This window comes from Amycolatopsis rubida, assembly GCF_900115345.1.
In the GTDB taxonomy this organism is placed as follows: domain Bacteria; phylum Actinomycetota; class Actinomycetes; order Mycobacteriales; family Pseudonocardiaceae; genus Amycolatopsis; species Amycolatopsis rubida.
Genome location: NZ_FOWC01000020.1, coordinates 1 through 15,703, shown reverse-complemented (window position 1 = coordinate 15,703; position 15,703 = coordinate 1). Strand labels below are relative to the sequence as shown.

Annotated in this window: 18 protein-coding genes and 1 pseudogene; 8 read left to right on the top strand and 11 right to left on the bottom strand. The window is 71.4% G+C overall.

Annotation, left to right across the window (positions count from 1 at the left end; genetic code table 11):
* Nucleotides 1-38: 38 nt before the first annotated feature.
* The gene (locus tag BM362_RS41275) at nt 39-935 is read left to right on the top strand and encodes a LysR family transcriptional regulator (protein ID WP_067595035.1); all 897 of its coding nucleotides are present in this window, start codon (nt 39-41) and stop codon (nt 933-935) included.
* A complete protein-coding gene (locus BM362_RS47995; RefSeq protein ID WP_157905162.1) occupies nt 929-1,159 on the top strand; it encodes a hypothetical protein in 231 nt (76 codons plus the stop codon). The genes BM362_RS41275 and BM362_RS47995 overlap by 7 nt, the downstream gene beginning before the upstream one ends.
* On the opposite strand, the gene BM362_RS41270 is transcribed toward BM362_RS47995, so the two are convergent.
* The 3 genes from BM362_RS41270 to BM362_RS41260 all read right to left on the bottom strand — a co-directional run bounded on the left by BM362_RS41270 (nt 1,137) and on the right by BM362_RS41260 (nt 4,109).
* Complete coding sequence (locus BM362_RS41270) at nt 1,137-1,862, bottom strand: S1 family peptidase (RefSeq protein WP_067595038.1); 726 nt, start codon at nt 1,860-1,862, stop codon at nt 1,137-1,139. The two genes, BM362_RS47995 and BM362_RS41270, sit on opposite strands and share 23 nt — an antisense overlap.
* A 206-nt stretch (nt 1,863-2,068) precedes the next feature.
* Entirely contained in the window at nt 2,069-2,710 is a 642-nt protein-coding gene (locus BM362_RS41265; protein ID WP_093576844.1) for a class I SAM-dependent methyltransferase, read from the bottom strand.
* 1 nt (nt 2,711) lies between these two features.
* Complete coding sequence (locus BM362_RS41260; RefSeq protein WP_093576843.1) at nt 2,712-4,109, bottom strand: FAD-dependent monooxygenase; 1,398 nt, start codon at nt 4,107-4,109, stop codon at nt 2,712-2,714.
* A gap of 112 nt (nt 4,110-4,221) precedes the next feature.
* On the opposite strand from BM362_RS41260, the gene BM362_RS41255 reads away from it, so the two are divergent.
* Both BM362_RS41255 and BM362_RS41250 read left to right on the top strand, forming a co-directional pair.
* Nucleotides 4,222-5,187 (top strand): Lrp/AsnC family transcriptional regulator, encoded by a 966-nt coding sequence (locus BM362_RS41255; protein ID WP_093576909.1) that lies wholly within the window; start codon nt 4,222-4,224, stop codon nt 5,185-5,187.
* 136 nt (nt 5,188-5,323) lie between these two features.
* Nucleotides 5,324-7,387, top strand: coding sequence for a phosphocholine-specific phospholipase C (locus BM362_RS41250; protein ID WP_093576842.1), 2,064 nt, complete (start codon nt 5,324-5,326; stop codon nt 7,385-7,387).
* Nucleotides 7,388-7,568: 181 nt separating this feature from the next.
* Here BM362_RS41250 and BM362_RS41245 read toward each other — a convergent pair whose 3' ends face one another.
* The 5 genes from BM362_RS41245 to BM362_RS41225 are packed head-to-tail and all read right to left on the bottom strand — an operon-like array spanning nt 7,569 to nt 10,643.
* Nucleotides 7,569-8,720, bottom strand: a complete 1,152-nt coding sequence (locus BM362_RS41245; protein ID WP_067595094.1) for an MFS transporter — start codon at nt 8,718-8,720, stop codon at nt 7,569-7,571.
* An 8-nt stretch (nt 8,721-8,728) separates the two neighbouring features.
* Nucleotides 8,729-9,259, bottom strand: coding sequence for a Chromate resistance protein ChrB (locus tag BM362_RS41240; protein ID WP_093576841.1), 531 nt, complete (start codon nt 9,257-9,259; stop codon nt 8,729-8,731).
* Nucleotides 9,260-9,285: 26 nt separating this feature from the next.
* The gene (locus BM362_RS41235) at nt 9,286-9,771 is read right to left on the bottom strand and encodes a TetR/AcrR family transcriptional regulator (RefSeq protein ID WP_167545633.1); all 486 of its coding nucleotides are present in this window, start codon (nt 9,769-9,771) and stop codon (nt 9,286-9,288) included.
* Between the two features lie 26 nt (nt 9,772-9,797).
* Nucleotides 9,798-9,992 (bottom strand): hypothetical protein, encoded by a 195-nt coding sequence (locus BM362_RS41230; protein WP_067595056.1) that lies wholly within the window; start codon nt 9,990-9,992, stop codon nt 9,798-9,800.
* Nucleotides 9,993-10,019: 27 nt separating this feature from the next.
* Nucleotides 10,020-10,643, bottom strand: coding sequence for a class I SAM-dependent methyltransferase (locus tag BM362_RS41225; RefSeq protein WP_067595060.1), 624 nt, complete (start codon nt 10,641-10,643; stop codon nt 10,020-10,022).
* 50 nt (nt 10,644-10,693) lie between these two features.
* On the opposite strand from BM362_RS41225, the gene BM362_RS41220 reads away from it, so the two are divergent.
* The 4 genes from BM362_RS41220 to BM362_RS41205 all read left to right on the top strand — a co-directional run bounded on the left by BM362_RS41220 (nt 10,694) and on the right by BM362_RS41205 (nt 13,259).
* Entirely contained in the window at nt 10,694-11,362 is a 669-nt protein-coding gene (locus BM362_RS41220) for a class I SAM-dependent methyltransferase (RefSeq protein ID WP_244287449.1), read from the top strand.
* Between the two features lie 136 nt (nt 11,363-11,498).
* On the top strand, nt 11,499-12,395 hold the full coding sequence (locus BM362_RS41215) for an RNA polymerase sigma-70 factor (RefSeq protein ID WP_244287448.1): 897 nt from the start codon (nt 11,499-11,501) through the stop codon (nt 12,393-12,395).
* A 122-nt stretch (nt 12,396-12,517) separates the two neighbouring features.
* On the top strand, nt 12,518-12,784 hold the full coding sequence (locus BM362_RS41210; protein WP_067595066.1) for a GlsB/YeaQ/YmgE family stress response membrane protein: 267 nt from the start codon (nt 12,518-12,520) through the stop codon (nt 12,782-12,784).
* 193 nt (nt 12,785-12,977) lie between these two features.
* Nucleotides 12,978-13,259, top strand: a complete 282-nt coding sequence (locus BM362_RS41205; protein WP_067595068.1) for a DUF3040 domain-containing protein — start codon at nt 12,978-12,980, stop codon at nt 13,257-13,259.
* 213 nt (nt 13,260-13,472) lie between these two features.
* Here BM362_RS41205 and BM362_RS41200 read toward each other — a convergent pair whose 3' ends face one another.
* From BM362_RS41200 to BM362_RS46660, 3 genes and pseudogenes are all read right to left on the bottom strand, one after another.
* Entirely contained in the window at nt 13,473-13,949 is a 477-nt protein-coding gene (locus BM362_RS41200; protein WP_198545671.1) for a hypothetical protein, read from the bottom strand.
* Between the two features lie 318 nt (nt 13,950-14,267).
* The gene (locus BM362_RS41195) at nt 14,268-15,212 is read right to left on the bottom strand and encodes a winged helix-turn-helix domain-containing protein (protein WP_067595074.1); all 945 of its coding nucleotides are present in this window, start codon (nt 15,210-15,212) and stop codon (nt 14,268-14,270) included.
* Between the two features lie 390 nt (nt 15,213-15,602).
* A pseudogene (locus BM362_RS46660) lies at nt 15,603-15,703 on the bottom strand (Fe-Mn family superoxide dismutase); the annotation flags it as partial.

The window sequence follows — 15,703 nt, the reverse complement described above, 5'->3', positions numbered from 1 at the left end:
CAAAGACATCTGAGACACCAGTCCGATAGCGTATCGCTATGGAACGCCGCCAGCTGGAGTACTTCGTCGCGATCGCCGAGCACGGCGGGTTCACGCACGCGGCACGGGCGCTGCGGGTGGCGCAGCCGTCGTTGTCGCGGGCGATCGCGAAGCTCGAACAGGACCTGGGCGTCGAGCTGTTCCATCGGGTCGGGCGCAACGCGGTGCTGTCGAACGCCGGCGAACTGCTGGCCGAGCGCGCCCGGCTGGTGCTGCGCGACCTCGACGCCCTGCGCGCCGCCGCGCGGATGGCGGGTGAAGGACCAGCCGGGCGGATCGACGTCGCGGCCACGTCGTCGTCCGCGCTGGAGCCGGTGATCAGCATCGTCGCCGAAATGCGCACGCGGTATCCGGGCGTGCTGGTGAGCACGTCGGCGGCGTTGTCGGCGGCCGAGGTGGTCGCGATGGTGGTGCAGGGCCGGTGCGAGGCCGGGGTGTGCGGGAGCGCGGAACGCCCGGCCGGGCCGGGTCTGGTCGCACATCATCTGCGGGACGAGGAACTGCTGCTGGTCGCCCCGCCGGGCACGGAGATCGGGGCGGACGGGGCCGTGGAGCGGGCCGAACTCAGCGGCATGCAGTTCGTGGTCACCACGTCGCCTACCGCGGTGCGCGGCTTCTTCGACCGGCTCGCGGCGAGCGTGCCGGACCTGTCGATCGCGGCCGAGGTGGGCGACCGGAGCGTGGTGCTGCCGATGGTGCTGCGCGGGATCGGCGCGAGCCTGATGCCGGACGGCTGGGCGGAGCTGGCCCGCCGGGCCGGTGCGCAGGTGCTCCGGTTCGCGCCGCCGGAGACACTCCCGCAGTGGCTGATCTACCGGTCCGGGCCGATGACCGCGGCGACTCAGGCGTTTCTGGACATCACCACTGGCGGGACCGACAGCATCGGCGCGTGGTGACCGTCCGGGTACGGCTCCCCCACCGCGTGCGCGGCGAACGGGCTCGTCCGGACGCCGGTGCACCAGGTCGGCCGGGAATCGAGCACATCGCCGAACCCGCGAACGGCGGCGTCCTCCCGGCTCTGGTGGCGGTGTCCGGCCCGGAACTCGTGGTGGGGCGCGACGAGGCCGTGCGCGCCCTGCGGAGCGCCGTTTCGACGGTCAGCCTTCGATGGTCTTCTTGATCCACTCCAGCTGGCCGAAGACGTCGCCGTCGGCCGCGAGACTGCTGCGGTCGGATTTGCTGGTAACCCCCACCAGCGTGTCGCGATCGACGGTGGACATGACCGGTCCGCCGGAGTCGCCGCCCGCCGTGACGCCCGCCGTGGTCAGCGCGCAGAAATCGGTGCCGCCGGAGACGGTCATGCCGTCGCAGCGCGGGTCGTCGGGGTCGATGACCTCGGCGTCCACCTGCTTGAGCACGTCGGACTGGCAGCTGTTCTCATCGCCGGGACAAGTCGCGCCCCAGCCGAGCTGACGAACCGTCTCGCCCGGCCGCACCGGTCCGCCGGTCGGCAGCTTCGCCGGGGTGATGTCCATCGGGGTGACTTTGATCAGCATGATGTCGGCCAGCGTGTGGTTGTCGCGGCTTCCCGGGACCGGCTTGACCACGGTGCCGAGCCGCTGGTCGAGATTGCCGACGCGGAACTCGATCCGGGAGTCCGCGATGGGCTCCGCGGCTTCGGCGAAGCAGTGGTCGGCGCTGATGATCCACTCCCGGCTGATCGCGGTGCCGGTGCATTCGGGTTTGCCGTCGACCAGCATCCGCACCGCCCACGGTCCGTAACCGCTGACCGAACCGCCGATCACCGCCGGCGCCGGGGCCGCTCCCGCCACGGCGACCAGGGCAGCGGCTGAGGCCAGGAAGGCGAACCGGCGCAGTTGCATGGCGAGGGCATCCTTCCGGCTGCGGACGGCGACACCATCAGGACGCGTCGGCTGGCGCGGGGTTGCGCCTCGGGAGCGGCAATCCCGGCGAGAACCGGGATTGCCGCTCACGAGGCCTGGGCGCCGGGAGCGGCCCCGGTCCAGATCTCCCGGACCAGCGGCCCCTCATCGAGATACCTGGCGTAGCTGGGCCTCGGCTGAACTGCTCAGGCCGGACGGCGAGCGTAGACAACCGCTTGCGGCACCTCGCTGTCCAGCTGTTCCACCCACTCCGCCTCGACGCTGAACCCGGCCTCGCGCAACCACTCCGACACCTGCGCGGGACGCCGGCGATGGACGCGCACCCGCATCGGATGCCCGCCGTACCCTCGCGTCTTCACCTTCGCCACGTCACCGACGTGAAAGCCGATCGCGACCGGCGCTCCGGGCCGCAGCACGCGGTGGAACTGCGCGAGCGCGGCGGGCGCTTCGTCGTCCGGGACGTGGATCAGCGACCACCACGACAGCAGCCCGGCCACCGAAGCGTCGGGCAGCGGGAGCGCGGTCATCGAGCCGACCGCGAACCGCGATCCCGGGTGGTCTCGCCGGGCCACCTCGATCATGCCGGGCGAGAGGTCGAGGCCGAACGCGTCCAGGCCGAGGCCGTTCAGGTGCGCGGTGACGTGCCCGGTGCCGCAGCCGACGTCGGCCACCGGGCCGGTTTCGCGCACCAGCGAAGCGAACAATCCCAACGTCATGCGCAGCGAAGGGCTCCGGGCGATCGAGTCGCGCAACCGGTCGGCGTAGCTGGCGGCGACGGTGTCGTACGAGGTCCGGGTGTCGGTCAGCCAGGTCCGCACGACGGCCACGCTAGCTCACCGGCGCGCCGAACCACTGGCGGATCGCGGGCTCCAGAGCGTCCGGATCACCAGCCCACGCCACGTATCCGTCCGGACGGACCAGCATCGCTTCGGCACCCGTCTCCACGCGGTCGACCCGGTCCGCCCACCGCGCCGCCACCTCGCCGAACCGCTGTTCGGGGTCCACGAGAACACCGCGTCCGGCGCGCAGTTCCGGGCCGAGGCCGGGCGCGGGAAGCCCCACCAGCGGGTGGTCCGCGCTGCCCGGGACGGCGTAGCGGAATCCCATGCCGGACAGCATGTCGTCCAGCAGGTACTGAACTCCGGGCAGCTGCACCAGGTCCGCGAACAACGACCGGGCCGCGGCCGAATCGGGGCCGTCGTCCAGGAGCAGCGACTGCGCTTGGACGTTGCGCAGCACCGCCGCGCCGACCGGATGCCGTTCCGCGTGGTAGCTGTCGAGCAACCCCTCGGGCGCGGTGCCGCGGACCGCCGCGGCGAGCTTCCAGCCGAGATTCATCGCGTCCTGGATTCCGGTGTTCATCCCTTGCGCGCCAAGCGGAAGATGCACATGCGCGGCGTCGCCGGCGAGGAAGACGCGGCCGTGCCGGTACTGCGCGGCTTGCAGCGCGGCGTTGGTGATCCGGCGCGCGTAACGGAGTTCGACCAGCTCCACCCGATCGCCGAAGACCGTCTTCAGCCCGGTGCGGAGTTCGTCCTCGGTGACCGGGACGTCCCGTTCCAGCGACCAGCCGGGTCCGCCGAGCGTCAGACGGCGCAGCGGCCGCCCTTCGGCGTCGGCGCCGAGCGGGAACACCTGCGCGCGGTAGCCCTCCGGGGTGATCGTGTGCATCGGGACCTCGGCGCTCAGCCGCACGTCGGCGGCCACCATGGTCGCCGTCCCGGCACGGCCGGAGAACTCCGCGCCGAGCAGCTTCCGGACCGTGCTCCGCCCGCCGTCGGCCGCTACCAGGTACCGGGCCCGGATCACCGCACCGTCCGCGAAGGTCGCGGTGACGCCGTCCGCGTCCTGCTCCAGCGCGGCCAGCTCGTGGTTTCGCCGAATGGGAATTCCCCGCGCGGCAAGGTGTTTCTCCAGGAATCCTTCGATCACTACCTGCGGGAGCGACCGCCACGGGAACCGGTGCCGCCCGCGGACCAGCGGCAGCAGATTGCCCGCGAAATGCGCGGTGGTGACCGGGTAGTCGCCGGTGGCCAGCAGCGGTTCGAGCAGGCCGCGCTGGTCGAGCGCCTCCTGCGTGCGGGACTGCAGCCCGCCGGCCTTGGACAGGTCGCTCGCCCGCGGCAGCCGGTCCGCCAGCACACAGGACACTCCGGCAAGCTGGAGTTCGTTCGCCGTCGTCATCCCGGTCGGACCGGCGCCGACGACGAGCACCTCGGCAGTCATGATCTCTCCCCTCGTGGGTCGGTGTTCGGAACCGACTCTCGGCTCGGCACCAGGCCGCGAGCCAGAAAACGACCCGGATGCGGCGGATTCCGACACCGGTACCTTCAAGAGGGTGGATTCTGACTACGACGATCTCGACCGGCAGCTCGTGCACGCACTGCAGATCGACCCCAGGGCACCGTTCAGCGCGATCGCCGAGGCGCTCGGTGTGTCGGATCGCACCGTCGCCCGCCGCTACACCCGGCTTCGGTCGACCGGGGCGGTCCGGGTCATCGGCGGCGTCAACGAGGCGGCTTTCGGTGCCGTGCAATGGTTCCTGCGCATCCGGTGCGCACCCGCAGCGGCGGGCGTGGTCGCCGAGGCACTCGCGCGGCGGCCGGACACCGCGTGGGTGAGCCTGACCTCCGGCGGCACCGAAATCACCTGCACGGTCCGGCTCGAAAACGCAGCCGACAGCGAAGCGTTGCTGCTGGCCAAACTCCCCCGCACGCCACGGGTCGAAGGTGTCACCGCGCATTCGGTGCTGCACGCGTTCTACGGCGGCTCCGACAGCGTGGTCGCCAAAATCGGCACGCTGGACGACGCCGCCGTCGCCCGGCTGCGCCCACCGCCGATCCCCCTCCGGCCAGGCCCGGCGACGCTCGACGACGGCGACCGCAAGCTCCTCGCCGCCCTCGCCGACGACGGCCGCGCCGGATTCGAACGCCTCGCCGCCGCGACCGGCTGGTCCCCGACCACCGTCCGCCGACGCATGGCGGAACTGCGCGAACGGGACGTGCTGTACCTCGACCTCGACCTCGACTGGCGGTTGTACGGCAAGGGGATCCGGACCCTGCTGTGGCTGTCGGTCGCCCCGGCGGCACTGGCGGAAACGGGCACCGCGCTCGCCGCGCACCCGGAAGTCGCCTACGCCGCCGCGACCACCGGCCCGACCAACCTGTACGCGACAGTGGTCTGCGCCAGCCATCAAGAGCTGTACCGCTACCTCACCACCAGCGTCGCCGCGCTCCCCGCGGTCACCCACGTGGAAACAGCACCGGTGATCAAGACGGTGAAACAGGCAGCGAACCGGCTGTGACGCAGTACGAACGGGCGCCATCCCGGCCGGCGGTTGACAGCGCGCGGATCATCCATCGATGATGCGTTCGGCCTTTCCCGGTGGGAAATTCCCGAACGCGTCCGCGAACTGTCCCCGACTTTTCGAGGAGACATCGATGTCATCGGTCAGCCGTCGCAGATTCATGCACCTCGCCGCGGCCACCGCCGCCGGCACGGCTCTGCCCGCGAGCATCGCGCGGGCGGCTTCGGTGCCGGCCGCCGTGCGCACCGGCACCCTCGCGGACGTCGAACACGTTGTCGTGCTGATGCAGGAAAACCGGTCTTTCGACCACTATTTCGGCACCCTCAACGGCGTCCGCGGCTTCGGCGACCCGCGCCCGGTTTCGCTGCCTAGCGGGAAACCGGTGTGGAACCAGGCGGACTCCTCCGGTGCCGAGACCCTGCCGTTCCGGCCCGCCGAGGACAACCTGGGCCTCACCTTCATCGAGGACCTCAACCACGACTGGAACGGCACGCACACGGCGTGGAGCACCGGCCGGTGGGACCAGTGGATCCCGGCGAAAACCAGCACCACGATGGCGTACCTGACACGCAAGGACATCCCGTTCCACTACGCGCTCGCCGACGCGTTCACCGTCTGCGACGGCTACCACTGCTCGATGCTGTCCTCGACCGACCCGAACCGGTACTACATGTACACCGGCTGGACCGGAAACGACGGTTCCGGCAACGGACCGGTGCTGGGCAACGAAGAATCCGGCTACGGCTGGACCAGTTTCCCGGAAATCCTGGAAAAGGCCGGAGTTTCGTGGAAGATCTACCAGGACGTCGGCAACGGTCTCGACAAAGAGCACAAGTGGGGCTGGACCGATGACGCCTACATCGGCAATTACGGCGACAACTCACTGCTTTATCTGACCCAGTACCAGAGATCCACGCAAGGCACACCGCTCTACGACAAGGCGCGCACCGGCACGCACGCCGCCGCGGGCGACGGTTTCTTCGACCACCTCACCGCGGACGTCAAGGCGAACCGCCTGCCGCAGGTTTCCTGGGTGGTGGCCCCGGAAGCGTACTGCGAACATCCGGCGTGGCCCGCCAACTACGGCGCCTGGTATGTCTCCGGCGTGCTCGACGCGCTCACGTCGAATCCGGACGTGTGGAGCAAAACCGTCCTGCTCATCACCTACGACGAGAACGACGGTTTCTTCGACCACGTCGTCCCGCCGTACCCGCCGCGCGACGCGAACTGGGGCAAATCGACGGCGAGCGTCGCCGGAGAATGGTACGAAAGCGGCGCGGCCGCGTCCTACACCAAAGCAATGCCTTACGGACTCGGCCCGCGCGTGCCGCTGCTGGCCGTTTCGCCGTGGAGCACCGGCGGCTGGGTCTGCTCGCAGACTTTCGACCACACCTCGCTCATCCAGTTCGTGGAAAAGCGATTCGGCGTGCACAACCCGAACATTTCGCCGTGGCGCCGCGCGGTGTGCGGGGACCTCACGTCGGCGTTCGACTTCACCGGAGCCAACAGCGGCGTCCCGGCCCTGCCCGGCACCGGCGACTACCAACCGCCCGCCGACCACCGCACCCCGCCGACCTACCACCCGGTTCCGCCGTCGAACGGCTCGCTCCCGAAGCAGGAACCCGGCACTCGCAAGGCCCGCGCGCTGCCGTACGACCTGGCCGCGGACACCGAGGCCCGCGACGGCCGGATGTACTTCACCTTCGCCAACCTCGGCGACGCCGGAGCCGGATTCCACGTGACGTCCCGGATGCGCTCGGACGGGCCGTGGCCCTACACCGTGGAAGGCCACAAGTCGGTCGCCGACAGCTGGCAGCTGCCCGGCGGCGCGGGAGATTGGTACCAGTACTCGGTTTTCGGCCCGAACGGCTGGCTCCGCGAACAGGCCGGGACGATCGGCGGCTTGGGCCCGGAAGTCACCGCGCGGCACGACGCGGGCTATGTGACGGTGACGTTCGCGAACCCGACCAGCCAGACGGTCACCTTCACCGGCGTCGACGCTTACGCGCCGGCCGAGGCTTACCAGTACACGCTCGCCCCGGGCACGTCGCGCACGGTGCCGAAGTGGGGCGTGGCCAACGGCTGGTACGACATCACGGTCAAGGCGGATCACGACGGGCAGTACGTCCGGCGTTTCGCTGGCCACGCCGAGACCGGCCGACCTTCCACCAGCGACCCGGCCATCGCGACGAGCTGATCGCCGGTGCGGGGAACCCTGAGAGGGTGTTTCGAAAGCCGCGTGGTCAGTCGCTGAATCCGTGTGTTACTCGGAAGCTTGCACACAACCGCCCAGCGAACGGCGCGCCACGCCGAAATCACAGTCAACGCCCGACCACACCACCGGGTTTCGAAACACCCTCTGAGGGAATCAGATTCCCTCAGGGTTCCCCGCACGGCTTTCGGAAGCCAGCCACCAGCAAGCCGGCCGCAGCGAGCACCACAGCCAGCCCGCCGAACCCCGCCCCCAGCGTCGCCGCCGACGCGAGCGCGCCGACCAGCAGCGGCCCGCCCGCGTCGCCCAGTTCACGGCCGACCTCAGCCGCCCCCATCGTCTGCCCGAGCCGTTCCTTCGGCGCGGAGCCGGCCAGATGCGCGAACCCGATCGGCGTGGCCACCCCGACCCCGGCGCCGATCGCCACGGCCGCGACCGCCACTCCCCCGACACCCGGCACGAACGCGCCCAACGCCAGACCGGCGGCAGCCAGCAGCAACCCGCCGGCCATCCCCCGCCCGTCGGGGATCCGCCCGGCGTCCCGGAGCCGGCCGGCCCACGGCTGCACCAGCGCGGAACACAACGCCAGCACCGACACGACCGCGCCGGTCGCCAGCGTGCCGAGACCGCTCGCCGCCCCGGCCACCGGCAGGAATCCGATCCCGGCCGCGAGCGCCCCGGTCGTTCCGGCCAGCACCGCGGCCGGCCGGAGGAACCCAGGCTCAGCGAGCCGGCGGGCAAGGTCGAGAACGGTCTGTCGCCGCCGCGGCAACGGTTCCGGCGCGGGCACCACCAGCGCGGCCCATCCGGCGACAACGCAGGCCAGCACCGCCAGGGTGCCGAACAGCAAGGAAAACCCGCCCAGCGTGATCAGGACACCGCCGAGCAACGGGCCCAGCGTGTACCCGACGCTCTTCCACGCGCCGTAACCGCCGAACGCGCGCCCCTGCCGTTTCGCCGGCGACAACCGCGCGACGAGTGCCCCGGCCGCAGGCGAGAAGGCCGCCGCAGCCGCGCCCTGACCGAACCGCGCCAGCCCGACCGCAGCCGGGTTTCCCGCGACGACGAAGGCCGCCGACGCGAGCGCGAACGCGAGCAACCCGCCGAGCAGGACCGGCCGCGGCCCGATCCGGTCGGCCAGCGAACCGAACACCGGCTTCAGGACGACCTCGGCCCCGTCGTAGACCGCGAGCAGCAATCCCAGGGTCAGCAAGGAATCGCCGTGCGTGTACGTGCCGAGGCTGGCGGCGACGCTGTGCGCCCCGAACGCGGTGACGAACCCGGCGGCGTACAGCGGACGCAGCTCAGCGGAACGCATCGGAACTTTCACATCTGGTGCAGGGCCTGGAAAACCTGCTCGGTGTAGTCCGCGAGCCGCTCGGCGCACCGCTTCAGCCGCTGTTCGGCCTCCCCCGCCGAAGGCGCGCCGAACACGTCCCGCGCCTTCAGGTCCCGATGCCAGCGCCGCAACCGCTCCAGGCTCTGCTCTTCCTCCTCCAGCTCGGCCATCGTGAACTTGCCGATCCGGATTTCCTTGTCGATCTCGGCGTCGAACTTCCCGCAGTCGGCCAGGAACTCCGCCCACTCCTCTTCCCGCTCGGCGGTGAACATCTCCACCAGGCGAGAACCGTCCCGTTCCGCGGCGTCGAGCGTGATCACCTCGCCCTCGCCGCGTGCGGCCAGCTCCCCGACCCGCGCGACGCCACCGGCGAACCCGGGCACATTCGGCACCGCCCAGGCGCCCTGCCCGAGCGACAACGCCCCTGTCCGCCGCAGCTCACGCCACACGGCGACGCGATGCCGCGACGGCCCGGACGGCACCCGCACCACCAGCACCAGCCACTTGTCGTCCGCCACAGCACTGAATGTATCACGTGTTACATTCACTCAGGTAGCGCTGCCAGGAACGTGCCGACCGTCCGGTCCGCCAACGCCCGACGCTCCGCCATCGGCAGGGAGAGACACTGCAGCGTCACGCCGTCGATCATCGCGAGCACCTGCGCCGCCACGTCCTCGGACAACCCGGCGCCGACGTACCACTGCCGCAGCTCGCGATCGAGGTTCGCGTTTTCCTTCCGCAGTACCGGATCCACAACGGCCGCCGCCGCGTACGCGAGCCACACCCGGGCACGCCGGGCACGCGGTTCGTCCAGCGGCAGCCACAGCTCGACGAAACCGGCGATCGATTTCGGTCGCGCCGCCTCGATTTCGGCCAGGAACTGCTCGCCCGCGTACTCGAAACCGGCGCGCACGAGGTCGTTTTTCGTCCGGTAGTAGTACTGCACCTGAGCCGGGGAAACGCCCGCCGCCGCGGCGACTGTCCGCACGCTGAGCGAGCCGATTCCCTGCTCGGCCAACACAGTAAGCACGGCATCGAGCACATGGGCGCCGCGTTTCACCGCCGGGACGCCCCCGTGCGCGCCCGCCACGCGACCGCGACCAGCTCAAGCACCCCGAGCACTCCCACGACCACGCCGACCTGCCGCAACCCGATCACCGGCGTCTCGACGTCGTGGAACACGAAGTACAGCACCGCGCCGACGACCACCATCAGCACGCCGACCAGGACCCGCGCCCATGCGCCGCTCATCGCACCCTCCTATACGAACGTACAGGATCAGCCGGCCTTCCGCGCGGCCAACCGCTCGACGATCCCGGCCTTGCTCCGCTCCGCCCGTTCCACCTCGAACCCGGCCGCGGCGAGCAAGGGCAGCGGCCGGCGCGTCAGGTAGTCCCCCAGCCGCGCCACGGTCAGCTTCTCCAGCAGCCGCTGAGCAGCGAGAACGAACCGGCGATGGCTGCCGACGTGGTCCAGCAGCAACAACCGCCCGCCCGGCCGCAGCACCCGGTGCATTTCCGCGATCGCGCCGCCTTCGTCCGGGACGCCGCACAGGCCCAGCGTGCAGACGACCGTGTCGAACGTGCTGTCCGGGAACGGAAGGGACTGCGCGTCGGCCTCGGTCAGCGTCGCCGCGCGGCCGGTCTCGGCGGCCCGGCGCCGGGCGAGGTCCAGCATCGACGGGCTGAGGTCGACCCCGGTCAACCGCACCTCCGGCGGGTACAACGGCAGATTCCGGCCGGTCCCGACGGCAACCTCCAGCACCTCCCCCGCGGCCTGCCCGCACACCCATTCGCGGCCGTCGGCGAGCAGCGCCCGCTCGAACCAGGCGATGTCGCGGTCGTACCGCGGCGCGGCCTCGTCCCACGTCCGCCGCAGCCAGTCCGGTCCCCGTTCCGCCATCGTCGCGAACTCCTCTCCGCCGAGGTCTCCTCCGGCTACCCTCGCATCCCATGGGGGCCTTCGACCACGACGCCGAGCTCCGCCGCTACCACCGGCGCCTGCACGAGGCCGCCGACGTCCAGCCGGACGACCATGTCCTCGACATCGGCTTCGGCGCCGGGGAGCCCACCCGCGCCGCCGCTCAGCGCGCGACGCGCGGCAGCGCGCTGGGAGCCGACCTGTCCGCCTCGACGATCGCCCGCGCCGAGCGAGCGGCCGCGGACGTGCCCAACGTCCGGTTCGCCCAGGTCCATCCGTTCCCGCCGGCCGCGTTCACGCTCGGGCTGAGCCGGTTCGGCACGATGTTCTTCGAGGATCCGCCCGCCGCGTTCGCCAACGTCGCCCGCGCGCTGCGGCCCGGGCAACTCGTCTGGCAGGAGCGGCGCGGCAGGAATGGGTCACCGCGATCCACCGCGCGCTCGCCGAGGCCGATCCGCCGTCCGGCACCGCCCGCGGCGACGCCTTCTCCCTCGCCGATCCCGCGACTGTCCGAAGTGTCCTCACCGCGAACGGCTTCGCCGACGTCGAACTGGCCGGCGTGCGCGAACCAGTCTGGTACGGCCCCGATCCCGCCGCGGCATTCGACGCGGTGCTCAAGCTCCGCGAAGCGAACGACCTGCTCGCCGCCCGCGACGCCGGTGAGCAAAACCGAGCCCGCGCCCGGCTGCCCGCCGAAATGACGGAGCACCACGGCCGCGACGGCGTCTGGTTCGGCGCACGGGCGTGGCTCGGCACCGAGCGCCGGACCTGATGTCACAAACTCCCGGCGGCCGGCGTCCTATGGGCGATCGACCCCAGAACGCGAAGGAGCCACCCATGACAGCGCCCGGCGAAGCGAGCGCGGACCTCGCCACCGAGACCTTCCTCGCCCACCGGAACCTGCTGTTCACCGTGGCCTACGAGATGCTCGGCTCGGCCGCCGACGCCGAAGACGTGCTGCAGGAGACCTGGCTGAAGTGGGCGGGCGTCGACCTCAATGAGATCCGCGAGCACCGCGCCTACCTGGTCCGGATCACCACCCGCCAGGCGCTGACCCGGCTGCGCACGCTCGGCAGGCGCAAGGAGTCCTACGTCGGCACCTGGCTGCCCGAGCCGCTGCTCACCGCGCCGGACGTCGCCGAGGACGTCGAACTGGCCGACAGCGTCTCGACGGCGATGCTGCTGGTGCTCGAAACGCTGCGGCCGACCGAGCGCGCGGTGTTCGTGCTGCGCGAGGTCTTCGACGTGCCGTACGACGAAATCGCCGAAGCTGTCGGCAAAACCCCGGCGGCGGTGCGGCAGATCGGGCACCGGGCGCGGTCGCACGTCTCCGCCCGCCGTCCGCGCGGCGACGTCACACCCGCCGAAACCCGCGGCGCGCTCGACGCGTTCCAGAAGGCCGTCGAGACCGGCGACCTGCAAGGGCTGCTCGACCTGCTCGCCCCGGACGTCGTCTTCCTCGGCGACGGCGGCGGCGTCAAACAGGCGGTGCCGCGGCCGATCGTCGGCGCGGGCAAGGTCGCGCGGCTGCTGGCCGCCGGGAGCGCCCAGATCCCCGCGCCGCTGCGCCCGACGCAGGTCAACGGGCACCCGGCGCTGGTGCTGAAGCTCGACGGCGAGGTCGACACGGTGCTCACGCTGCGCATCGACGAGGGCAAGATCACCGGCCTGTACGCGGTGCGGAATCCGGCGAAGCTGTCGCACATGGACACCGAAACCGCTCTCCGCCGCTGACTCCCGACGGTGCTACAGACAGTAGCCCCGATGCTGGCGCGCGCCACCCGGTCGGACCATGCCATCCTGATCCGGTCAGGGGCGGCCCGACGGGCCGCCGCCGTACCGAGGAGAGGACCGACGTGGGCGTTGTCAGCTGGATCGTGCTGGGCCTGATCGCCGGATTGATCGCGAAGGCCCTCATGCCGGGCAAGGACCCGGGCGGCTGCATCATCACCATCCTGCTCGGGGTCGGAGGCGCGTTCGTGGGCGGCTGGATCGGCAAAACGCTGTTCCACACCCAGCTCGGGACGTTCTTCGACCTGCGCACCTGGGGTCTGGCGGTGCTCGGCGCGCTGGTCATCCTGACCGGCTACCGGCTCATCGCGGGCGGCCGCCGCCGCGACTGACCCGCGAGGGCGGCCCGCCGCGACCGCCACGCGCTGGGCCGCCCTCGCCGCGCGCGGTCCGGAAGCGCTTTCGCGCCGCTCGCCGGACTCGCCCGCACAGGGCGTCGAAACGAACTCGGACCCGGATTCCGGCCGCTTTTCGTGGCAGAATCAGCGGAGAAAATCCCGGCCAGGTCGACGGGCGGAGCGGACGATGGCGCTGCGCGACCACGAACAACACCAGCTGGACGAGATCGAGCGGTGCCTCGCCCAGGAAAATCCGCGCCTTGCCCGCCGGTTCGAGAAGTTCCGCCCGATGCCCGCGGTCACCTTCGCCGCGGCCGCGCTCGGCGTCCTCAGCGTGTTCCTGACCGGGCTGGTCGTCCTGGTGGTCGGGTTCGGGATGGGCTCCGCCGCGCCGATCGCGGTCGGCGCGGTGCTCACAACGGCGATCCCGCTCACGATCGTCTGGTTCTACCGCTGCCACTGGCGCTGACCCCGCGCGCCGTCCCCGGGCAAGACCCCCGCCCAGGAAACCCGTGCCTGCGCGCGGCCGAGCCCGGCGCAAGTTCTCGCCACTGCCGACGGACCCGGCAGGCGATCGCGAGGAGATCAGTGAAGGACTCCTTGAGGAACTCTGTTTCTCTCAAGGAGCCCTTCACCGAACTCCCTCGCCATGCGCTCCGCCCCGCCGCTGGCGGCTGAGACTTCAGGCGGCGCGCCCTCGCGCGAACCGGCGGTACAGCGCGAATCCCGCGATCACGGTGACCAGTTCCCAGGCGATCGTCGTGATCACTGACACCGACAGCACGTCGATCCGGTCCGGCGACGAGGCCCGGAGCTGGCCCCGTGCGTCAACGCGGACGCGGGTCAAGCCGCGCGCCGCCGGGTCGGAGCGCAGCGGGATGTTCGCTTCTTCTCTGCCGCCGTCCGGGGCGGTCCACGTGACGCGCCGGGTGTCGGGTGTCGCGGCGCCCTCGCTCCCGCGCAGCGCGCCGGAGCCGGGCTGGACAGCGGCGACGACGGACCGGCCGGGCGCGCGGCCGATCGCCGCCGAGCCCTGCCGGTGGATCCACAGCCCCAGGCAGATCCCGGCCAGCGCCGAGACCGCGACGGCCGCGGCCAGGACCGGAAGGAGGAACGTGCGCCCGCGCTGCGCGGACGCGCGCAAACCACCAGAAGCCATGTCTCGAGAATGCCGCGAAAACCGGGACCGTGACAGGGTTTGCGGACAAATGTGCCCAAGTCGCAGGAAAAAGCGCCCACCGCGGGCAGTCGGCACCGAGCCGATGTCCGATTTCACCCGTTCTTTTCACTCATTCGTGGGTAACGCCACACCGAGGCAACCCAGACGCCGCAGCAGGATCGGCAATCCGCGTTCCATTCCGCGCCGGTGGAGCCGCCCTCGGTACCGCGTCGCCTGCCAGTCGTGCGGTCACGTCGTTTATTGCCGCGGTCTTCCGTTAGTACGTGGAATTCTTCCCGCGCGCACAATCATTCCCCGTCACCCGCCGGACGCGCTCAGCAACGCCTGACCGGTGGCCGTCACCGCGTGCCGGACGGTCTTCCCGTCCTGCTGGCTCTCCACCAATCCCGCGCGGCGCAGGACACCCGCGTGCCGGCTCGCCGCGACCGGGGTCACGCCGATTTCCCCGGCCAGTTCGGCAGTGGAGAGCGGGACCGCCAGCGCGTGCAGCGCGCGGGCGCGGGTCGCGCCGAGCAGGTCCGGCAGCGGGTCCTGGGCGCTCTCGCCCGCGGTGATCGCGCGCCCCGCGGGCCGGACCAGTACCGCCGACGGCTCCGGTCCGGTCGCCGGATCCGTTTCCACGAAACGGAAATAGCCGGGGATCACGAGCAACCCTCCGAAGTAGACACTGCGGTCCGCGGGAGGATCGCCGGAGAATTCCGGGCCCTCCCAGGAGATCGCGGCGCCGGCCCGGTCGATGCGGGCGGCCGGGGTCTGCCGTGCGAGGCCGTACGACGTGAGCGCCGACCCGAGCAGCGCACGGGCCCCGTCGGCCAGTTCCCCGGCCCACGACGGCGCGACCCCGTGCACGAAGAACGTCTGAAGGTCGGCGCGCAGCCTCGTTTTCTCCACGCGCACGACGCCGTCCCCCGCGACCGGGCCGATCTCCCGCCGCCGCTCCGCCGGTCTCAGCACCCCCGTGCGGCGGGCCGTCGCTTCGCCGCCGCCGGACTGCCCGCCGGGCGGCAGCGCCTTCACGGCCCGGTTGCGAAACTCCAGCGCGGGCACCGGACGGGGGTGCGGAAGCAGCCCCTCCCGGCGAAGCTGCTTGCGGGCACGCGCGGACCAGACCCGCGGCCCGCCCGCCGGACGGCGGCTCTGCAGCGCGGTGAGGCTCAGCACCAGTTCCCACAGCGGATCGGGGCCGGCGGGCCGCCTCGCCCGGCCGAAATCGTCGTCGGTGAAATGAATGCGCAACGCCATGTGCTCCCCCTGCCCCCCGACATGGTTGCACTTCCAGGGTGCCGCGCGAGTCCGCCGCTGTCCAGGCGATTGTTCGCTCAGGGGAAAGAACCCACCGAATGCCAGCGAATCTCGCTGAATCAGGTGGTCCTTCCGCGGACGGCCGGTCGCGCGAATCGGCGGCCGTATTCGGCGGGCGTGCGGCGTGCACGCCCGGATGCACCCGGATCCAGGCTGTGCGGGCAACTTCCGGGGTGAGCGGACGGTGCGGCGGAGCGCCGACGGACCAGCGGTTCCCGACAGGTGCTGCGGCGATTTCCCCCAGCCGGGCGACTATTGCGCCGAAACCGGCGAAACGGGGCCCGGCCGCGTGGGCCGGACCCCGTTTCCGGTGCCTTCAGTGCGTCGGGTTCAGCCGAGCAGGAGGCCGTTGCCGCCGGCGACGGCGTTGTCGAAGCGCTTGCTGATCTCGGCCCAGTTGAAGATGTTCCACAGGGCGTTGACGTAGTCCG